Genomic DNA, 17,015 nt, shown 5'->3' on the forward strand with positions numbered 1-17,015 from the left:
GAATATCTTGCATCACTTTGATCTATTCTCCTTACACCTCCCTCGCGTAGCAGAATTTTTTTTAATCTTAGACTCTTCTAATCCACATGGTGATATTTTCTGTACGCTTTACCACATTTAGTAAAGTGCCTTTTTTAAAAACTATTTAAGTTACAGCCCATCCAGATAAGAACAATATCAGTACCTCCAACTGACTCCCACACCCTGTTTTAAGAATGTCTCCTACTGTTTAGAAAAGTTATCACCCATGACAAACTCTTCTCCATTCCAGAAAAGAAGAGAATCCTTAAAGGCCTCGAAATAACCATAATCTGGGATAAAAGAGATGTGGCCTTCATTATATAAATTTCGTGCTACTACATCGTAGTCATCACTACTCACAATACTTTGTACGGACAAATCATGATTAAATGTGTACACTATAAATCCTTGGTTTTCCACGCCCATGAACTCATGAGGAGGAGTATCAAACACCTCTACCCAAAAAAGATCCTTTTTCTTTCTTATTACCCTACCAACATTGAATTTATATACATCGCTGAAGGCCTCGCCAACACTAGTTCTGGGCATCAATATATAAGCATATTCCTTAGCAGATTTTATATTTTTGGGGATATAATCCCCTTGAACTGGAGAATGCCCTAAGACATTCTCAATGTCTAAAACAGCTAGGTATGCCGACCAAAAGGCATTATTTACTCCTGTGATAAAAATCTCGTCCGTGCTATCATCATCAAGATCCATAATTTCCATATCATTGATGTTTCCACTGTGCAGATAGTATCCTAACAATTTTCCATTCGACAGATCATATTTGGCCACAATACCTGGAAAATGAAGTGATGCATCGCCCCTGACTACTAATACAGGTGTATTATTTTTATCTATAGCTATTGCAGTTTCACTCACGTAAAAAAACATTTCATCCATCCCTTGTTGGCGAGGAAATTCAACATCAAATGCAAAATTACTCTCCCATATAAGTTCATTCGAGTTTACATCTCTTACTTTTAATATACTGTTTGCTGGAGCTTGCCTACTTAAACCTTCCGCATATATAACTTCATTTATACCATCTCCGGTTATATCGTAAAACTCAAAAACGGGTTCATCTAATCTCTCACTTACTTCAATATCCTCCTCATATTTGGCCGTTATAAGAGCTATTTCTGATCCACTCTTATTTTGAAAAATATATTGATCTCCTCCATATTCAACTGAAACCGGGTTTTTGTCAATTGGCCCATACACAAGCTTGGCTATAATCAATAATAAAATTAAAAATACGCCAATTACTACTGTGCTTTTGCGCTTTGCGTATGCCTTTTTTGTTACATACTCTACCAAGGGAGTCTTCTTATAAAGTGTCAGCCTTCGATCAAAAAATAGCTCTCTTAACTCTCCAATTCCTTTAACTGCTAAATGCCTGTTAGGGTATTCCTTTCTGAGCTCATCCACATGACTACTTGCCTGTTCCAATTGCTCAACCGGAACCACCAGCACCTGTGCCCAGGAAAAAAAAGCTGCCTCAACTTTTTGTTTTATAGTAGAAGCAGCAACTGCTTTAACTTTTCCTTTTTCCTCTATGTCTCCGGTTACCGCGATAGCCGGATTAAGTTGAAAGTATTCACGCTTGCTTTCTTTTTTCAGTACTTCGCAATAGAAAAGCCCCGCTAAAGCCAAATTCGCTGAATGACCTGCATGCCATGCATGGCTGAGTTCAAAGGCGGCAGTGGCACTCCAGCGTTTGCTGCTTTGTATATTTTCTTTTAGCAGATTATCTGCAGCCTTCACAGAATTGTATCCGATCGTACCGGCATCGGCACCAATCACTCCAAAAACTGGTTTTATTTGATGGTTTTTAGATGATGATTCCCCCATCAACTCTACTTTTAGAGTACGCAACCTTCCTTTCTGTGAGCCCTGTTGATATGCCTCAACTACCGGAACCAACACTTCCCCCTGCCCGAAATCCTTTTTACGCCCCCCTATTTCATTATCAAACTTGTAAAGCGCTGCTACTTTTGTACCGGTTTTATCTTCCCCAAGCCAATTAAACAACAAGTTTAAGCCTTCCCTGAGCCAATCTAACTTCTTTAGAAATTCCTCATCCTGCTTTAGCTCTGGTATGTGATCAATAGCTTTTTCTAAATCATCCAATAACAATTGTAAATATTTAGGATGCATCCCTGTAAAAAGTAATGGATACTCCATAGAGGGCAAATAGTCCAATACCTGTATAAGATATGACTCGTATTCCCGATTTCTTCCATTTAGCCTTTTAAGAAACTTTTGGATAAGATAAAGCTGACTTCGTTCTGAAGTTGAAACCTTTAAACCTGCCAAAGTCTCATTAAAAAAATCCTCAATTTTAAGTGGATCTATACCCATCTGCTAAAACCCTTTTGAACCTATTATTTTACAACACAATTCTGTTGTAAACTGCACAAATCACCCCGAAATGTGCTTTTATTGTGTAATTATATCCCTATTTATAAAAGTAAAATATAGCCTCCATCCTACCTCTAAAACTAAATGAGGTACCTTCGGGATCTATACGATTTAAAATCACCTCGTCAGATTTCTTATTAACCATTAGAATCCGGGATAAGCTACTTTCCTGATCTTTAACAACAAAAGTAACCTCTTCTTTGGTTTGATTTATCTTTACCTCCGAGCCTCCCACATCTCTTAATGAATACAGCTTACCATGATTTACTTTATTCATGTTAAACCTAAAAACCGGTATCCGAAGCACTGCAGAAACCTCTTCCCATTGAATATCTGAAAGTTCACGAACTTGCTTTAACTTTCCTTCCTCATCGGTAACCAAATCCAGTTTGGGGTTTTGGAAAGAGACAATCACCCGCTCGGTAGTACCCGGCTCTTCTCCATGAACATGAAACTGCAGCGTATCATCCATTTTATTTTCAAGCACCCTAACCACTGTTTTTGGTCTCTCTGAAACCAAGGTTGCCTTAGTGACTAGTGAAGCCTTTTCTGAATTTTCACTCATTGCAGCCAAAACTACCGGACTACCAACTCCAGGGTTTTGTTTCTGTCTCTTGAACTCAAGTGGTATAACCGATTCTTTTTCTGACTTAATAGCATCTAACTCTTCGTAATATTCTTTTAAAAACCGATATATCTTAGACGCTTCTGCTGAATTCTTAATTTCCTCGGATATGAATGTGCGTTCTTCATCACTCAAGGTCTGCGGATACCTCAGATACTGTTCTATCTTATATTCACTAACTTTTCTCAAACTACTTTCTTGAAATTACTATTAATTTATTGCCTTATTCTGTCCTTATTTGTAGTTCGTTACCATCTTCTAAACCTGCTGAAATATTCTTCCCTTTTTAATTCACTGACTAGGAATTCTCTGACTTTCCGTACAAGATATTCCAACCGCGTGCGATGTTCTTCTCGATACCTTCCATAAGAAACTTCGGGAAAATAAAATTCAAAATGTTCAAAATAGCCCTCTTTAGGTGATTTTTTTACAAAGTCTGATTCTAATATGTCCTTTACAGCCTGTAAATACTTTTCAAAATGTATGGGATGTAGTTTATCAGAATCAACATAGGTGGAAAATAATTGCGGTTTCAATTCAATGATACTTTGTTCGATAAACTCGTTGATTTCATCAGCGCGTAAATCAGATTTTTGATAAACAATATCTTCTTTGATGTTTAATCGGCGAGCAAATGATTTGCGCAGGACAATTGCAAAATTTACCAGTGAAAGCTTTGCAGAATACCCAACCTCGAATTCCAGGATACTTTTTAATTGATACACGGCTTCAACACTATTTGATATTTCAGAGAGTCGCCCAGATAAACGAATTTCCAATATTTCATCGGTAATATTCGGTTTTTGTATTCTAATAAAATCAACAAATTCAATCTCTCCGGTATTCGAATCATACACGCCCCCTTCCACTTTTCCCTCTTCGAGTGTTCGTTTTAGGTTCCTTATAATCTTTGAAAGAGACGGATCAAAACTGCGGTAATTCTTAAAAAGTCCCTCATTAACTTTGCTGAAAATCAGGCGCCTAATTTTTGAAACAACTTCTGGCTCCGTCATGACGCTACATTCTGCCCTATCCATATACTCCTCTATCTGAAATAAAGAATTACCTTTTCTCCCAAATAAATCGGCAATGCAGTCTAAGGCAAGATCATCTACTGAACTGTAGAGGTGCTGCAACAAAAAATCATCATGTTTAACCTTTGTCCGTAAATATGCCACTGCCACTCTTCGGCAATGGTTACACAATCTTACTGTCGCTCTTTCATCTCCTTCTAAAGCTTGTACCAGCGTATTTTTTAATTTCTCCATACATAACCCGTTAATTCGTCACCAATTAACGTGTTTAGTGGTGAAATTTCAACTTCTTAGCATTAAAATTTATACATATTTTTTCATTCAACCCTACTTCAAATCCGTCTTCCCCAACCTGCGCGAGTTAAATACCACATTAATTGAGCTGAAAGCCATGGCTGCTTCGGCCAGTAGTGGGTGAAGCAAACCTATGATGGCCAGCGGAATCATCACCAGGTTGTAGAAGAAGGCCCAGAACAGATTTTGTTTGATTTTTTTGAAGGTGGCGTTGCTCAGTTTTATAGCACGCAGTACGCCCGGCAGGTCACCTTTAACAAGTACAATATCGCCGGACTCAATGGCTACATCGGTGCCGGTGCCAATAGCGATACCCACATCCGCGCGGGTGAGGGCCGGAGCATCGTTGATGCCATCACCCACCATCGCTACCATATGACCGGATTCCTGCAGTTTCCGTATCTCCTCGGATTTCTGATCAGGCAACACACCTGCAATCACTTCATCAATCCCGACTTTCTGAGCGATGGCCTTGCCGGTCTTTTCATTGTCACCAGTCAGCATAATTGTTTTCAGGCCTAACTTTTTGAGCTCACTAATTGCCTGCTTGCTGTCTTCTTTCACCTCGTCGGCAATACCTATCAAACCAATCAAATTCCCCGCATAACTCACATAAACAGCCGTTTTCGCTTGCTCTTCCAGTTGTTCTTTTTGGGTTGATGGCTCGGCTGCAATCTCTACCCCAAGCTCCTCCATCAGCGAAGCAGTTCCCACACCTACAGCACCATCGCTTAAAATGGCTTTAACACCTTTGCCGGTAACATTTTCAAAACCAGTACTTTTGCCTGGCTCTACTCCACGTTGTCTTGCCGCTTCTACCACTGCACGGGCCAGCGGGTGCTCGGAATTATTCTCTACCGTGGCGGCCAATTCGAGTAAGCGTGTTTCATCCATATCCCCAAAAGTAAGTACGTCGGTTACTTCCGGTTTCCCTTTGGTGATGGTCCCGGTTTTATCCAGCACAATAGCGTCAACATCTTTCATAACCTGTATGGCTTCTCCTTTGCGGATGAGGATGCCGTTTTCAGCGCCCAGGCCGGAACCTACCATCAAAGCTGTTGGCGTGGCCAGGCCCAGTGCACAGGGACATGCAATCACCAGCACGGCAATCATCGCATAAAAAGCCAGAGCCACCGGACCCAGTTCAGGATTCACCCAGGGAATAAAGGATGCGGCCCATTCCACTAATCCTCCAAAAAAGCCGGGAAAGACGAGCCAAGCTGTGAGCGTAAGTAACGCCAGCGCCAGTACGGCCGGTACAAAAACACGAGTCACCCGATCGGCAAAATCCTGGATGGGAATTTTAGAACCTTGGGCTTCTTCCACCATACGAATCACCTGGTTCAGAAACGTCTCGCTGCCTATTTTGGTCGCCTTTACTTTTAGTACGCTGTTGATGTTGAGCGTAGCACCAATTACTTCATCGCCCTCCGATTTTTCTACCGGCATCGATTCGCCTGTGGCCAGCGATTCGTCCAGACTGCTTTGGCCTTCAATAATTTCTCCGTCGGTCGGTATTTTTTCGCCCGGACGCACCATCATCACATCCCCTTTTTTCAATTCATTCACGGGAATCTTGATTTCCTGTCCATCACGAATCACTGAGGCTTCTTTGGCGCCCAGCGTCAGCAGTTTACGAATAGCCTGGGAGGCGCTACCTTTAGCTTTGGTTTCAATAAAACGGCCGGTGAGATGGAAGGCCATAATCATACCCCCAATCATAGCGAAACTATGGAAATCCGGAGCCAAGCGGAGGTGGTGAAGCAAGGCAACAAAACCCGTAGAAAGTGAGGCCAGAGAGCCCATGGCAATCAGCACATCCATATTGGGACTTAGGTTGCGGGTTGATCTCCAGGCACTTTTCACCGTTTCCCAACCCGGTACAATAATGGCAAAGCCAGACAAGGTGATCATCGCAATTTCCATCACTACCGGACCTAAAAACATATAGCCCGTGAGCCACATCGGCAGCATCCACATCACCATAATAACCACTGGCACCCAGGACCAAATCATATTACGACGGGCGGTATCGTATTTCCGCTGCTCACGTTCTTCAGTTTGCTCGGCACGGGATACGGTTTCAGAATCATTCCGCACCAAAGTGAATCCACCTTTGGCAATAGCTTCGGCAAAATCATCCATGGTCAGGTCGCCCTCGTATTCTACCACAGCCGATTCCGTAGCCAGGTTTACCTGTGCCGACTTCACACCCTGCAGAGATTCTAACTGTTTGTCCACTGCATTGACACAACCGGCACAATGCATGCCATCTATTTGAAGAGTTGCCTTACTCATGTTTGATCCTGACTCTTCTGAGTCTTACTAATTGGGAAATATTGGGTACCTGTGATAAGCCTGTCAGTTCTTGAAACCAACACGCTCTTTAGTCCTTGACAAGAAACTATCCTTTTACACCGCTCATGGAATAACCGGCTCCCTCGATGGCTTGCCGAAAAGAACCTTTCTCCACTTCATCTTCGTTATAGCCTACTTCTGCGATGCCTTTGTCCAAATCCACTTTTACGGCTCGGACGCCTTTAACTCCTCGCAGCGCACTATCCACCGCATCCACGCAGTTGGCACATCCCATTCCTTCAATAATTAAAACTTTTGATCTCATGATACTTTAATTGCTTTAGCATTTTGTTCGCATTGAAAATACAAAGTATCACGCAGTGCAAAATGTTAAATGGTGACGGGGATTTATCTAATTTTGCGAAAAGAGTAACTCTGATGAATATGATTTTTCTGAGGTGCTGTGATTAATTATTAGCTATCACATTATTTCTGGTTAAAAGACTCTTCAAGGAATTGGATTGGAGGAAGCACTTTGATTTTATCCAACTCCCTTGTTTTAAAATCTGTATGGTTTCGGGAAATAAGAAAATCACAACCTTGCTCAAGAGCTGCATAGTACTGCAGTGCATCTTCAAGATCTTTCCAATTGGCATTCAAAGCCTTTGATACAACAGATTGGTTTACCGGAGCTACCGCTATATGCTTAAGCATTAACTTTAACAGATCTGTAGATTTTTTAGCGCCCATTTGTGGACGCATCACATAAAATAGTGTATCAAAAGATAAACCAGAGATAAACAACGCTACCTTTCCCTCTTCACCCAACTCAAAAATTTTGCCCGAATGCGATACAAAAGGTTTTCGGTCTAATAAAACATCCAGGCAAACATTTACATCCAACAACAGCTTAGGCGCCATGCTTTTTGAGTATCTCCCTTTGCTTAATGGTTTTGTAGTCCTCTTCCTGATCTTTTTCTTCCATCACTACACTGCCCAGCAATTTACTAGTCCATGAATTTTTCCTGGGCTCCCAGTCCCCGGCTTCTTTTGTTTTCTCAGCGAGATAGTTCTCTACCATTTCTGATACACTCGTACCTTCGCTTTTTGCTAACCGCTTGGCTCTTTCTGTGACCTGTTTATCTATGGTAAGGGTAAGTTTCTTTTTCATGAGAAGAATTTTTATTACACGTGTAATATAATTTAATACACGTATTTCATCAACAAACTATAAAATTGTAATGGGCTTTTTTTGCAGAATAAAACAGGCCCGAACAGTGCCCCTCTTTAGCCGGCTCCGAGACAGAAGATATGAGGCGATGGATAATTATGAGTTCCAAATTCTTTAACGTTTAGGAAGCTAATGATTAATCACAGCACCTCAGAAAAATCACAGATATCATAGTCCAATCCCCCCTACCATTTTTTGCAATTTTTATCCCCTAAAGTTTTTATCCTCAAAGGCACTCTTTTATCAGGTTAATTATCAGCATACATACATGAAAAAACTATTCGCATTACTTGTCTTTATTGTATTTGCAGGGATCAATGTTCAGGCGCAACAGTTTCCTGAGGCGCTAACAATGAAAGACATTTTCCATGAGCCTTTCATCCCCGGCACACGCCCCTCCTTTTCTCACTTCTCCCCCGATGGCAGAACCGTGTATTTTCAATGGAGTGATTCTGCTACTTCTGATACCGATTTATTCCAGGTTGGACTCACGGGTAAAAACCAGCAGGAGGCGCCGGATGATATTATCCGGAATTACGAGCTTTCGCCGGATGGCAAGCATGTGCTGTACACCGAGAAAGGGGACCTGGTTTTAGCCAATACCGACTTTGAGAATAAACGTATAATCGTTGCCACCAAAGATCCCGATTATAGCCCGGTTTGGAATGCGGACGGTTCCAGGTTCGCTTTTGTGAAAGGTGGAGATATCTGGGTTTCTGGGGTGAACCAGGCTTTCATCAAACAAATAACCCGAAAAAAGGAAGACGCCCCCAATTACGATGTTGAAACCTGGGCCGGAGACAAACTGGTTCTTATCCAGCGGGATGAGTCCGATTACCGAGAATACTACTTCCCTGAATATGCTGATACCTATGTGAAGCCCGGAGGCGATCGCCGGGGTATACCTACTCAAATCGTATCTATTGCTCCGGTTGATTCCGGCGAGATAAAAGTCATTTTCAATCGGAAGGGTTATGTAGACATTGATGCAAGTGCTTCCGGTAAGCATGTAGCCCTCGACTATGTAGACCCGCCGATGAAGAACCGCCAAATCATTGTATATAAAGTGGAGGATTACAGCTCAAAAACTTTGTTTGAAGATCAAACCGAAGGCTGGATGTATGGCACTAATATGGAGTTTGCACCTGCTACCGACCGGCTGATGTTCCAGAGCGAAAAGGACGGTTGGAACCATCTCTACACCATTAATCCGGATGGTACCGGTTTTGAGCAGCATACCTTTGGTGAATACGACATCCCATGGGCAAGATGGATTGACGAACGTACGATTGTGATGGCAACCAGTGAGATGGACCGTGGCGAAATTCAGCTTTCCCGCCTGGATATCATCACCAACATGCCTGTTAAACTTACTACTGAAGAAGGATACCGTCGCGACTTTGAACTGAGCCACGACCGCCGTTACGTAGTATATGAGAAAACCTTTTTTAATGAGCCCTTTGATCTGCATCTGGTAGATACCAAAATCCCCAAAAGAGAAACTAAACTGACTAATTCTGTCCCTGAGAGCTTTTTCGAGTACAACTGGCAGCAAGAAGAATTTGTTCGCTTCAATTCCCGGGATGGCAAAACTCGCCTTTCTATGTCGGTATTGCGCCCGGCCCGCCGCAATCCGGCCGGTAATCCCGTAGTGGTGTTTGTGCATGGCGCCGGTTCGCTGCAAAATGTGTACAAAGGCTGGAGTAACAGCTACTGGCGCGAATACCTGTTTCATCAGTATTTAACGCTGCAGGGCTATTACGTGATTGAAGTGGATTACCGCCACAGCACCGGATACGGACGCAAATTTCGGGAAGACGTAACCGGCTGGATGGGCAAATACGAAACCCAGGATATTGAAGACGGTCTCGCTTTTCTTACGGATAACTTCCCTAAGGCTGATACATCACGTGTAGGTATCTATGGTGGTAGCTATGGAGGATTTATGGCTCTTTATGCCGTTAGCGTTTCTCCCGAGCGTTTTGATGCGGCTGCGGCTCTGCGCTCCGTCACCAATTGGGAAAACTATTACTACACCAACCCCTGGTACACCCTGCCACGCTTGGGCACACCCGAAAGAGATTCTGTGAATTATGCCAGAAGTTCACCCATTACTTATGCTGATTCGCTGGAGCGACCCGTATTGTTATTGCATGGTTTGATTGATGACAACGTGGGTTTCCAGGATGTGGCTCAATACATCGAAAAGCTGGTACAGTCGGGTAACGAAGACTTTGAGCTGATGATCTATCCGACCGAGCGCCACAGCTTTCGCGACGAAGATGCCTGGTATGATGAGTACCGGCGAATCTATGAGTTTTTTGAACGGGAGTTGAAGCCGTAATCTTTGCCACAAGCGGACGCTTGCGGCAGGGCTAAAGTTGCGGTGTGCGGTGTGCGGTGTGCGAAAATTACAGATTGCAAATTGAAAATTGCAGATTGTTTGCTATCTGAATAGCTGCTTTGCTTTACCCGATTCTTGTGTGTCGGATAAATTTATCCTTCTTACAAGCAATCAATTCACCCTCGTTCCACACGCTCTGCGTTGGAACTAAAAAACGTAGGTCGGACAGATTTGTCCGACCAGTAGCACCAAAGCAAAAGAACGTGAATCAAAACTTCTACACGCTCCAACCGCTCCGCGGCGGAGGCCCGGAATCTAATTATCCTTTTGTCATCAACCAATTGACTTTATGGCAATAATAAGATCTCTGCCTGCGCAGGGATGACCCCAATATTGCATTATGCCCTTTTCTACTCGCTCCAATCGCTCTTCGTTGAGACAAAGGAATTCAGTCTAAACAATCCCAATTAAGAATAGCAGGAAGCTATTTCTTAGAATCCTCATCATCTTTATCAGGTCGTGTTTGAGATGATTTTTCATCCTCACCATCATCCTTTTTCTCCACTTTGGCCTCGTTACTCTCCGAAACTTCTTCTTTGCTTTCGCTTTTTTTCTTTTGGGATGATTTCTCGTCTTTGGCTTTTTCTTCTTTCTTCGATGACTGCTTATCCTCTTTCTTTTCTTCTCCGCTTGCCACTGGGGTAAGTCCGGAACGCACATGCAAATCTCTTTGCGGGAATGGAATTTCGATATCGTACTCGGCAAACTTGCGCACGATGGCTTGATTGAGTTCATTTTGCACCCTGTATCGATTTTTTACGTCCGCAATCCAAACCAACAGCTTCATATCCCATGACGAATCCCCAAAACTACGGAGCTGTACTTCGTGCTCGATGGTCCGCAGAACACTGTCGCTTTCTTCCGCAACTTCATTCAATGCTTTTAAAACCGTATCCAGATTAGAGGAATAGCTCACCCCCACATCAATGGAAAGCCGGTAGGTAGAATCCCCGTGAGAAAAGTTGATCACATCCTTCGAAACAAACTCGGAATTAGGTACGATAATGGAAATATTATCCAGGGTCTTTACCTTGGTAGAGCGGATGTTTATCTCTTGAATATCGCCTTCAATATCATTCACCGAAACGCGATCCCCCACACTAATGGGTCGCTCAAACAACACAATCAAACCTGAAATAAAATTGGAGGTAATGTTTTGGAGACCAAAACCAATACCAACCGATAGGAAACCAAAAATCACCGCAAGGCCCGTCATGTCGATCCCTAAAAACTGGAAGGCAAAGAAAATTCCAATCACCGTAACAATGTATTGCGAAATACGGGCCAGGGTATACTGCAACCCGCTGTCTCTAACAAAACGGGGCAACACACGCTTATGCAGCAACCTCTTAATAAAAGAGGCAAACAAGGAGAAACCTATCAGCAGCATCACAAAAATGATCAGCTTCAGAAAGGTGACCGGCGTGTTTTGGATGCTGAATAACTGAACCTGTAATAAATCCCAGATATACTGAAACGTTTCCGTAATGGAATAGTCCGTGGGATCAGGAATTTTCATAGCTGAGTCAGCTGAAATGATAGCATCCGCACTATCGGGTTTCAGTGAATCAACTTGAGCTGTTGGATCTAAGGGTATTTGTTGCATGGCCCAAAAGTAAAAAAAGCACCATCTCGTGGCAAAAAAATTAACTTCTGCCCAACATGGTGCTTTTTAATCTTGTTTTAACAGTAACTATTCAGGTTTAAGCTCACCAATTTCGGGAGCTTGCCAGATCTCATCATTGTAATCCCGGATGGTTCTGTCACTGGAAAACTTGCCAATATTGGCTGCGTTGAGAATAGCCTTCCGGTTCCATTCATCCTGATCTTTGAACAACTCGGAAACTTCTTCCTGCCTTTTCACATACGCCTCGTAATCGGCCAGTACCATAAAGTAGTCGCCTTCATGTAGCAGCGCATTGATGATTGGATGAAATAGCTCTTTGTTCTCGGGGCTAAAGTGTCCGTCCCGGATTTGATCCAGCGCTTTCTTCAGCTCCTCGTTTCCGTTGTAATAATTCCATGGGTTGTAACCTTCGCGGCGCATTTGCTCCACGTCTTCTACTTCAAGCCCAAAGATGAAAATGTTGTCATCGCCAACTTCTTCTTTGATTTCAACATTGGCTCCATCCAGCGTACCGATCGTGAGCGCGCCGTTCAGGGCAAACTTCATGTTTCCAGTTCCGGAAGCTTCCATACCGGCCGTAGATATCTGCTCAGACAGGTTGGCTGCCGGAATCATTTTCTCCGCCAGTGACACACTGTAATTTTGCAGGAATACGCACTTGAGCTTGTCGCTTACATCCGGGTCGTTATTTACTACTTCCCCAATGCTGTTTATTAGTTTGATGTGAAGCTTGGCCATGGTGTAACCCGGTGCCGCTTTTCCGGCAAAAATCACCGTACGTGGTGCGATGTCCAGATCCGGATTTTCCTTCAGTCGGTTATACAGGGTAATCACATGCAGTGCCGCCATCAGTTGACGTTTATACTCGTGAATACGTTTAATCTGGATATCAAACATGGAATTGGGGTCTACATCCAGATTGTTGTTTTCTTTGATGTAATCGGCCAGACGTTTTTTGTTCTCCACCTTGATATCGGCAAAGGCTTTTTGGAATTCCTTATCGTCCGCCAGCTTGTTGAGCCCCTTCAATTCATCCAGCTTGGTAATCCAGTCATCACCAATATGCTTTGTAATCAGCTCAGAAAACTTGGGATTACATTGCTTCAGCCAGCGCCGCGGGGTAATACCGTTGGTTTTATTGGTAAACTTGTCCGGGTACATCTCATTGAAGTCCTTAAACATAGATTCCTTCAACAAACGGGAGTGTAGTGCCGCAACCCCATTCACTTTTCGGGAACCAACAATACCCAGATGTGCCATATGCACTACGGGGTTTTCGCCTTCCCCAACAATACTCATGCGGCTCAGGCGATTCTTATCATCACCCAGTTTAATCTTCACATCGTTCAGGAAGCGTCGGTTAATTTCGTAAATGATATGCAGGTGTCGTGGCAACAGGTTACGCATCAGCGATACCGGCCATTTTTCCAAAGCCTCAGGCATCAGCGTGTGGTTGGTATAAGCCATGGTATTTTTGGTGATATCCCATGCTTTGTCCCAGTCCATATGCTCTTCGTCCAGCAGGTAACGCATCAATTCCGGAATAGCCAGGTTTGGATGCGTATCGTTGCATTGAATAGAAACTTTTTCGGGCAGCTTGGTAAAGTCGGAAGACATCTTCTTGAACCGGCGAATAATATCCTGCAGCGAAGCCGATACCAGGAAATACTCCTGCTTCAGGCGTAATTCCTGCCCAACAAATACTTTGTCGTTAGGATACAGCACGCGCGAAATATTTTCTTCCAGCTGGTTATCCCGAACCGCATCAATGTATTGCCCCTGGTTGAAACTCTTCAGGTCAATAGCAGCCGATGATTCAGCTTTCCACAAACGCAGGTAGTTCACAATGCCATTGTCGTAACCGGGAATTGGAGTATCATAAGCAACAGCTTTTACACGGTGGGTGTTCTCCCATTTGTAGTGCACATTTCCATTGCTGGAATTTACCGTACCCTGGTTACCATAAAACTCTACCGGGTACTGCACTTTAGGGCGTACAATGTCCCATGGGTTTCCATACTTGAGCCACAAGTCAGGGCGCTCAACCTGGTAGCCATTCTGAATTTTCTGGTAGAAGATACCATAGTCATACCGGATACCATGTCCGATGGCAGGAATACCCAGCGTTGCCATGGAATCCAGGAAGCAGGCAGCTAAGCGGCCCAAGCCTCCGTTACCCAAACCGGCATCCCATTCATGCTCGCGAATATCTTCATAGTCCAGACCTACCTCATCCAAGGCTTCAGCTACAATATCACGCACATCAAGGTTTACCAGCATATTATCCAACAGGCGGCCAATCAGGTACTCCATCGACAGATAATACACGCGCTTGGCATCCGATTTATAGAAATGTTGCTGGGTGTTTAACATCCGGTCGTTCAAGCGATCCATGACGGTAAGCGCTACACTTTTATACCGGTCCCAGTTGGTGGTGGAATATTCATCTTTCGCCAACGTATGGCGCAGGTGCAGTTTAATATCTTCTCGGAGTGAATCTTTATCCATCCCGGAACGGATGTTAACTCCATTATTCTTTTTCTTACTCATAAATCTCTTTGTTGTGTGATGAGGGTAATAAGGTGTTATAGTAATATGGTGATGGTGCCCTTATTAATCGACTTGCTAAAATTATCTACAGAATTAAAGGTATAATTTTTATAAAACCACCATATTACTATAACACCTTATTACCCCTCCTTTAAATAAATTCCTTGATCAGGTTTAAAGCCCGGCCGTGTTAAGTTAGCCGGGAAACCAAGTTTATGAAACGACTCATACGCGTTAATTGCAACAAAATCCTGTTCAAAAACGCCGAAAACGCTGGAACCGCTTCCACTCATACTGGCGTACTCGGCCCCAAACTCGTACATCTGATCTTTCACATTGCCCACCAAATGCAGGCGTGGAAATACCGATTTCTCCAGGTCGTTCATTAGCAGATAGCGCCACTCATCGGGCTCTTCATCTACCAAAACATTTTTGAGCGAAAACTCCGGCTCAGCAGGCTCACAAAACTGATAGGCTTCTGCCGTACTGCTTTCAATGTTTGGGTATACCGTTACAATCCACGAATCAGGTTGAATATCCAGCGGCTCGATGTCATCGCCGCGCCCGGTACCCAAGCCCGGTTCACCCTTTAAAAAGAAGGGCACATCAGCACCAATGCGTCCTCCCAGCTTTATCAGGTCCTCCTGCGAAAGCCCCAGGTTGGCAATTTTGTTCATCATACGCAGGATAGTGGCCGCATTGCTACTGCCCCCACCTAAACCGGCACTGGTCGGTATATTCTTTTCTACTTTGATGTGAAACTCGTCTTTTAGTCCGGCTTCTTTCTGCAATAACTTCACGGCTTGAACAATCAGGTTGCGATCGTCCACCGGAATTTTTTCATCCGACATCTCCAGATCCATGCGGCCCGAGGGCTTTACTTCAAAACGGTCATTCCATTCAATAAAACAAAAGCCGGTTTCGATGGCATGGTAGCCATCATCCAAACGCTCAATGACATTAAGTCCCAGGTTAATCTTTGCATACGAATTCGAAATCCACAGTTCAGCCATTGTCTAAAAACTCCTCTTTGTGTTCCATCATATAATTAAAAGCGGCCTCATGGTTATTGGGGATATCTCCGTTCAGTATCGCCTCTTTCACTGCATCTTTTACATCTCCCACCGTGCGACTTGGCTTGATATTGAGCGCCTCCATAATATCCTCACCGGATAGCGGATTCTTCCAGTTGCGAATGCGGTCTTTCTCTTCCACTTCCTGAATACGCCGCTCTACATAATCAAAATTCTTTTGGTAGCGCTCTTGCTTATAGTCGTTTTTGGTAGTCACATCGGCTCGGCAGAGTTTCATGAGGTCGTCAATATCATCCCCGGCCTCAAAAATAAGACGGCGGATGGCAGAGTCGGAAACCTCATCCGATACCAGCGCGATAGGCCGAAGATGCAGCCGCACCAGTTTTTGCACGTATCGCATGCGCTCATCCAGCGGCAAACCCAGCCGACGAAAGATCTTCTTGGTCCATTTGGCGCCCAGGGCATCGTGACCGTGAAAAGTCCATCCGGCTTCTTTATGAAATCTTTGGGTTGGAGGTTTGGCGATATCGTGCATAATAGCCGCCCAGCGCAGCCACAAATCGGCGCCCAGTTCTATCACATTATCCAGCACCTTCAGTGTATGCCAGAAATTATCTTTATGGCGCACACCGTTGCGTTCTTTCACCCCATGCAGGGCGCTCATTTCGGGGAAGAACTCTTTGAGCAATCCCGTTTTAAACAACATGGTGAAACCCAACGAAGGATTATCACTCAATATTATTTTATTGAGCTCCTCAATAATACGCTCTTTAGAGATAATATTGATACGCTCAGCCATGTCGGTAATGGCCTGAAAGGTTTGCTCTTCAATCCTGAAATTCAGCTGGGAAGCAAAACGGATCGCCCGCATCATCCGCAGTGGATCATCATCAAAGGTTTGATGTGGATCGATGGGCGTTTTGATATTTTCGTTTTCCAGATCCTTCATTCCTTCAAAAGGATCATTCAGCGCACCGTAGTCTTCTTTATTCAGCGACCACGACAAAGCGTTAATAGTGAGATCACGCCGCAGCTGATCATCTTCCAGTGTGCCGTCTTCCACGATAGGCTTGCGGGAATTTTTACGATAGCTTTCTTTGCGGGCGCCAACAAATTCCAGTTCCAGGTCGCCGGCTTTTACCTGGGCGGTTCCAAACTGTTTGTACACGGCCAGGCTTGATCCATCAATGCGCCGGGCTACCTCTTTGGCTAATTCGATGCCGGAGCCTACGGTTACAAAATCGATGTCAATACTATCTTCCTTGAGTCGATCGAGGTAGTAATCGCGCACATAGCCACCTACTACATAGGCGGGCGTACCGAGCGCGGCTGCCGCGTCGCTAATAATGGAAAATACGGTTTGATGTGAATCGGGTATGTTTTTCATGTGTTCCAAAGCACCGCAAAGATAGGAATGTTGAAGGTTGCTTTCAGAGGAGATCGCGGATTATTTGCTGTATGCTGATT

General features: G+C 43.9%; 12 protein-coding genes. 1 reads left to right on the forward strand and 11 read right to left on the reverse strand.

All coding sequences use genetic code 11. The annotated features are described in order from the left end of the window. Positions 1–222: 222 nt before the first annotated feature. From FN815_RS05015 to FN815_RS05045, 7 genes are all read right to left on the reverse strand, one after another. A complete protein-coding gene (locus FN815_RS05015; protein ID WP_142453520.1) occupies positions 223–2,391 on the reverse strand; it encodes a hypothetical protein in 2,169 nt (722 codons plus the stop codon). Between the two features lie 97 nt (positions 2,392–2,488). Beyond that, positions 2,489–3,265: a hypothetical protein gene (locus FN815_RS05020; RefSeq protein ID WP_142453521.1), complete on the reverse strand. Its 777-nt coding sequence runs from the start codon at positions 3,263–3,265 to the stop codon at positions 2,489–2,491. 59 nt (positions 3,266–3,324) lie between these two features. Beyond that, complete coding sequence (locus FN815_RS05025) at positions 3,325–4,344, reverse strand: hypothetical protein (protein WP_142453522.1); 1,020 nt, start codon at positions 4,342–4,344, stop codon at positions 3,325–3,327. 93 nt (positions 4,345–4,437) lie between these two features. Beyond that, positions 4,438–6,702, reverse strand: coding sequence for a heavy metal translocating P-type ATPase (locus FN815_RS05030; protein WP_142453523.1), 2,265 nt, complete (start codon positions 6,700–6,702; stop codon positions 4,438–4,440). 106 nt (positions 6,703–6,808) lie between these two features. Further along, positions 6,809–7,027 carry a heavy-metal-associated domain-containing protein gene (locus FN815_RS05035; protein WP_142453524.1) on the reverse strand — a complete coding sequence of 73 codons (219 nt, stop codon included), beginning with the start codon at positions 7,025–7,027 and terminating at the stop codon, positions 6,809–6,811. 161 nt (positions 7,028–7,188) lie between these two features. Beyond that, positions 7,189–7,623, reverse strand: coding sequence for a type II toxin-antitoxin system VapC family toxin (locus tag FN815_RS05040; RefSeq protein ID WP_142453525.1), 435 nt, complete (start codon positions 7,621–7,623; stop codon positions 7,189–7,191). Then, on the reverse strand, positions 7,613–7,873 hold the full coding sequence (locus tag FN815_RS05045; RefSeq protein ID WP_142453526.1) for a DUF6364 family protein: 261 nt from the start codon (positions 7,871–7,873) through the stop codon (positions 7,613–7,615). Before FN815_RS05045 ends, FN815_RS05040 begins: the two co-directional genes overlap by 11 nt. Positions 7,874–8,201: 328 nt before the next feature. Here FN815_RS05045 and FN815_RS05050 point away from each other — a divergent pair, with 328 nt between their 5' ends. After that, positions 8,202–10,277, forward strand: a complete 2,076-nt coding sequence (locus FN815_RS05050; RefSeq protein WP_142453527.1) for a S9 family peptidase — start codon at positions 8,202–8,204, stop codon at positions 10,275–10,277. Between the two features lie 484 nt (positions 10,278–10,761). Here FN815_RS05050 and FN815_RS05055 read toward each other — a convergent pair whose 3' ends face one another. The 4 genes from FN815_RS05055 to FN815_RS05070 all read right to left on the reverse strand — a co-directional run bounded on the left by FN815_RS05055 (position 10,762) and on the right by FN815_RS05070 (position 16,935). Continuing rightward, complete coding sequence (locus FN815_RS05055; RefSeq protein WP_246075155.1) at positions 10,762–11,943, reverse strand: mechanosensitive ion channel family protein; 1,182 nt, start codon at positions 11,941–11,943, stop codon at positions 10,762–10,764. Positions 11,944–12,030: 87 nt separating this feature from the next. Then, positions 12,031–14,514 (reverse strand): glycogen/starch/alpha-glucan phosphorylase, encoded by a 2,484-nt coding sequence (locus tag FN815_RS05060; RefSeq protein ID WP_142453528.1) that lies wholly within the window; start codon positions 14,512–14,514, stop codon positions 12,031–12,033. A gap of 140 nt (positions 14,515–14,654) precedes the next feature. Beyond that, positions 14,655–15,527 (reverse strand): 4-(cytidine 5'-diphospho)-2-C-methyl-D-erythritol kinase, encoded by an 873-nt coding sequence (ispE, locus tag FN815_RS05065; RefSeq protein ID WP_142453529.1) that lies wholly within the window; start codon positions 15,525–15,527, stop codon positions 14,655–14,657. Then, positions 15,520–16,935 carry a CCA tRNA nucleotidyltransferase gene (locus FN815_RS05070; RefSeq protein ID WP_142453530.1) on the reverse strand — a complete coding sequence of 472 codons (1,416 nt, stop codon included), beginning with the start codon at positions 16,933–16,935 and terminating at the stop codon, positions 15,520–15,522. Before FN815_RS05070 ends, ispE begins: the two co-directional genes overlap by 8 nt. Positions 16,936–17,015: the final 80 nt, after the last annotated feature.

Origin of the sequence: Gracilimonas mengyeensis (assembly GCF_900182705.1) — a bacterium.
In the GTDB taxonomy this organism is placed as follows: domain Bacteria; phylum Bacteroidota; class Rhodothermia; order Balneolales; family Balneolaceae; genus Gracilimonas; species Gracilimonas mengyeensis.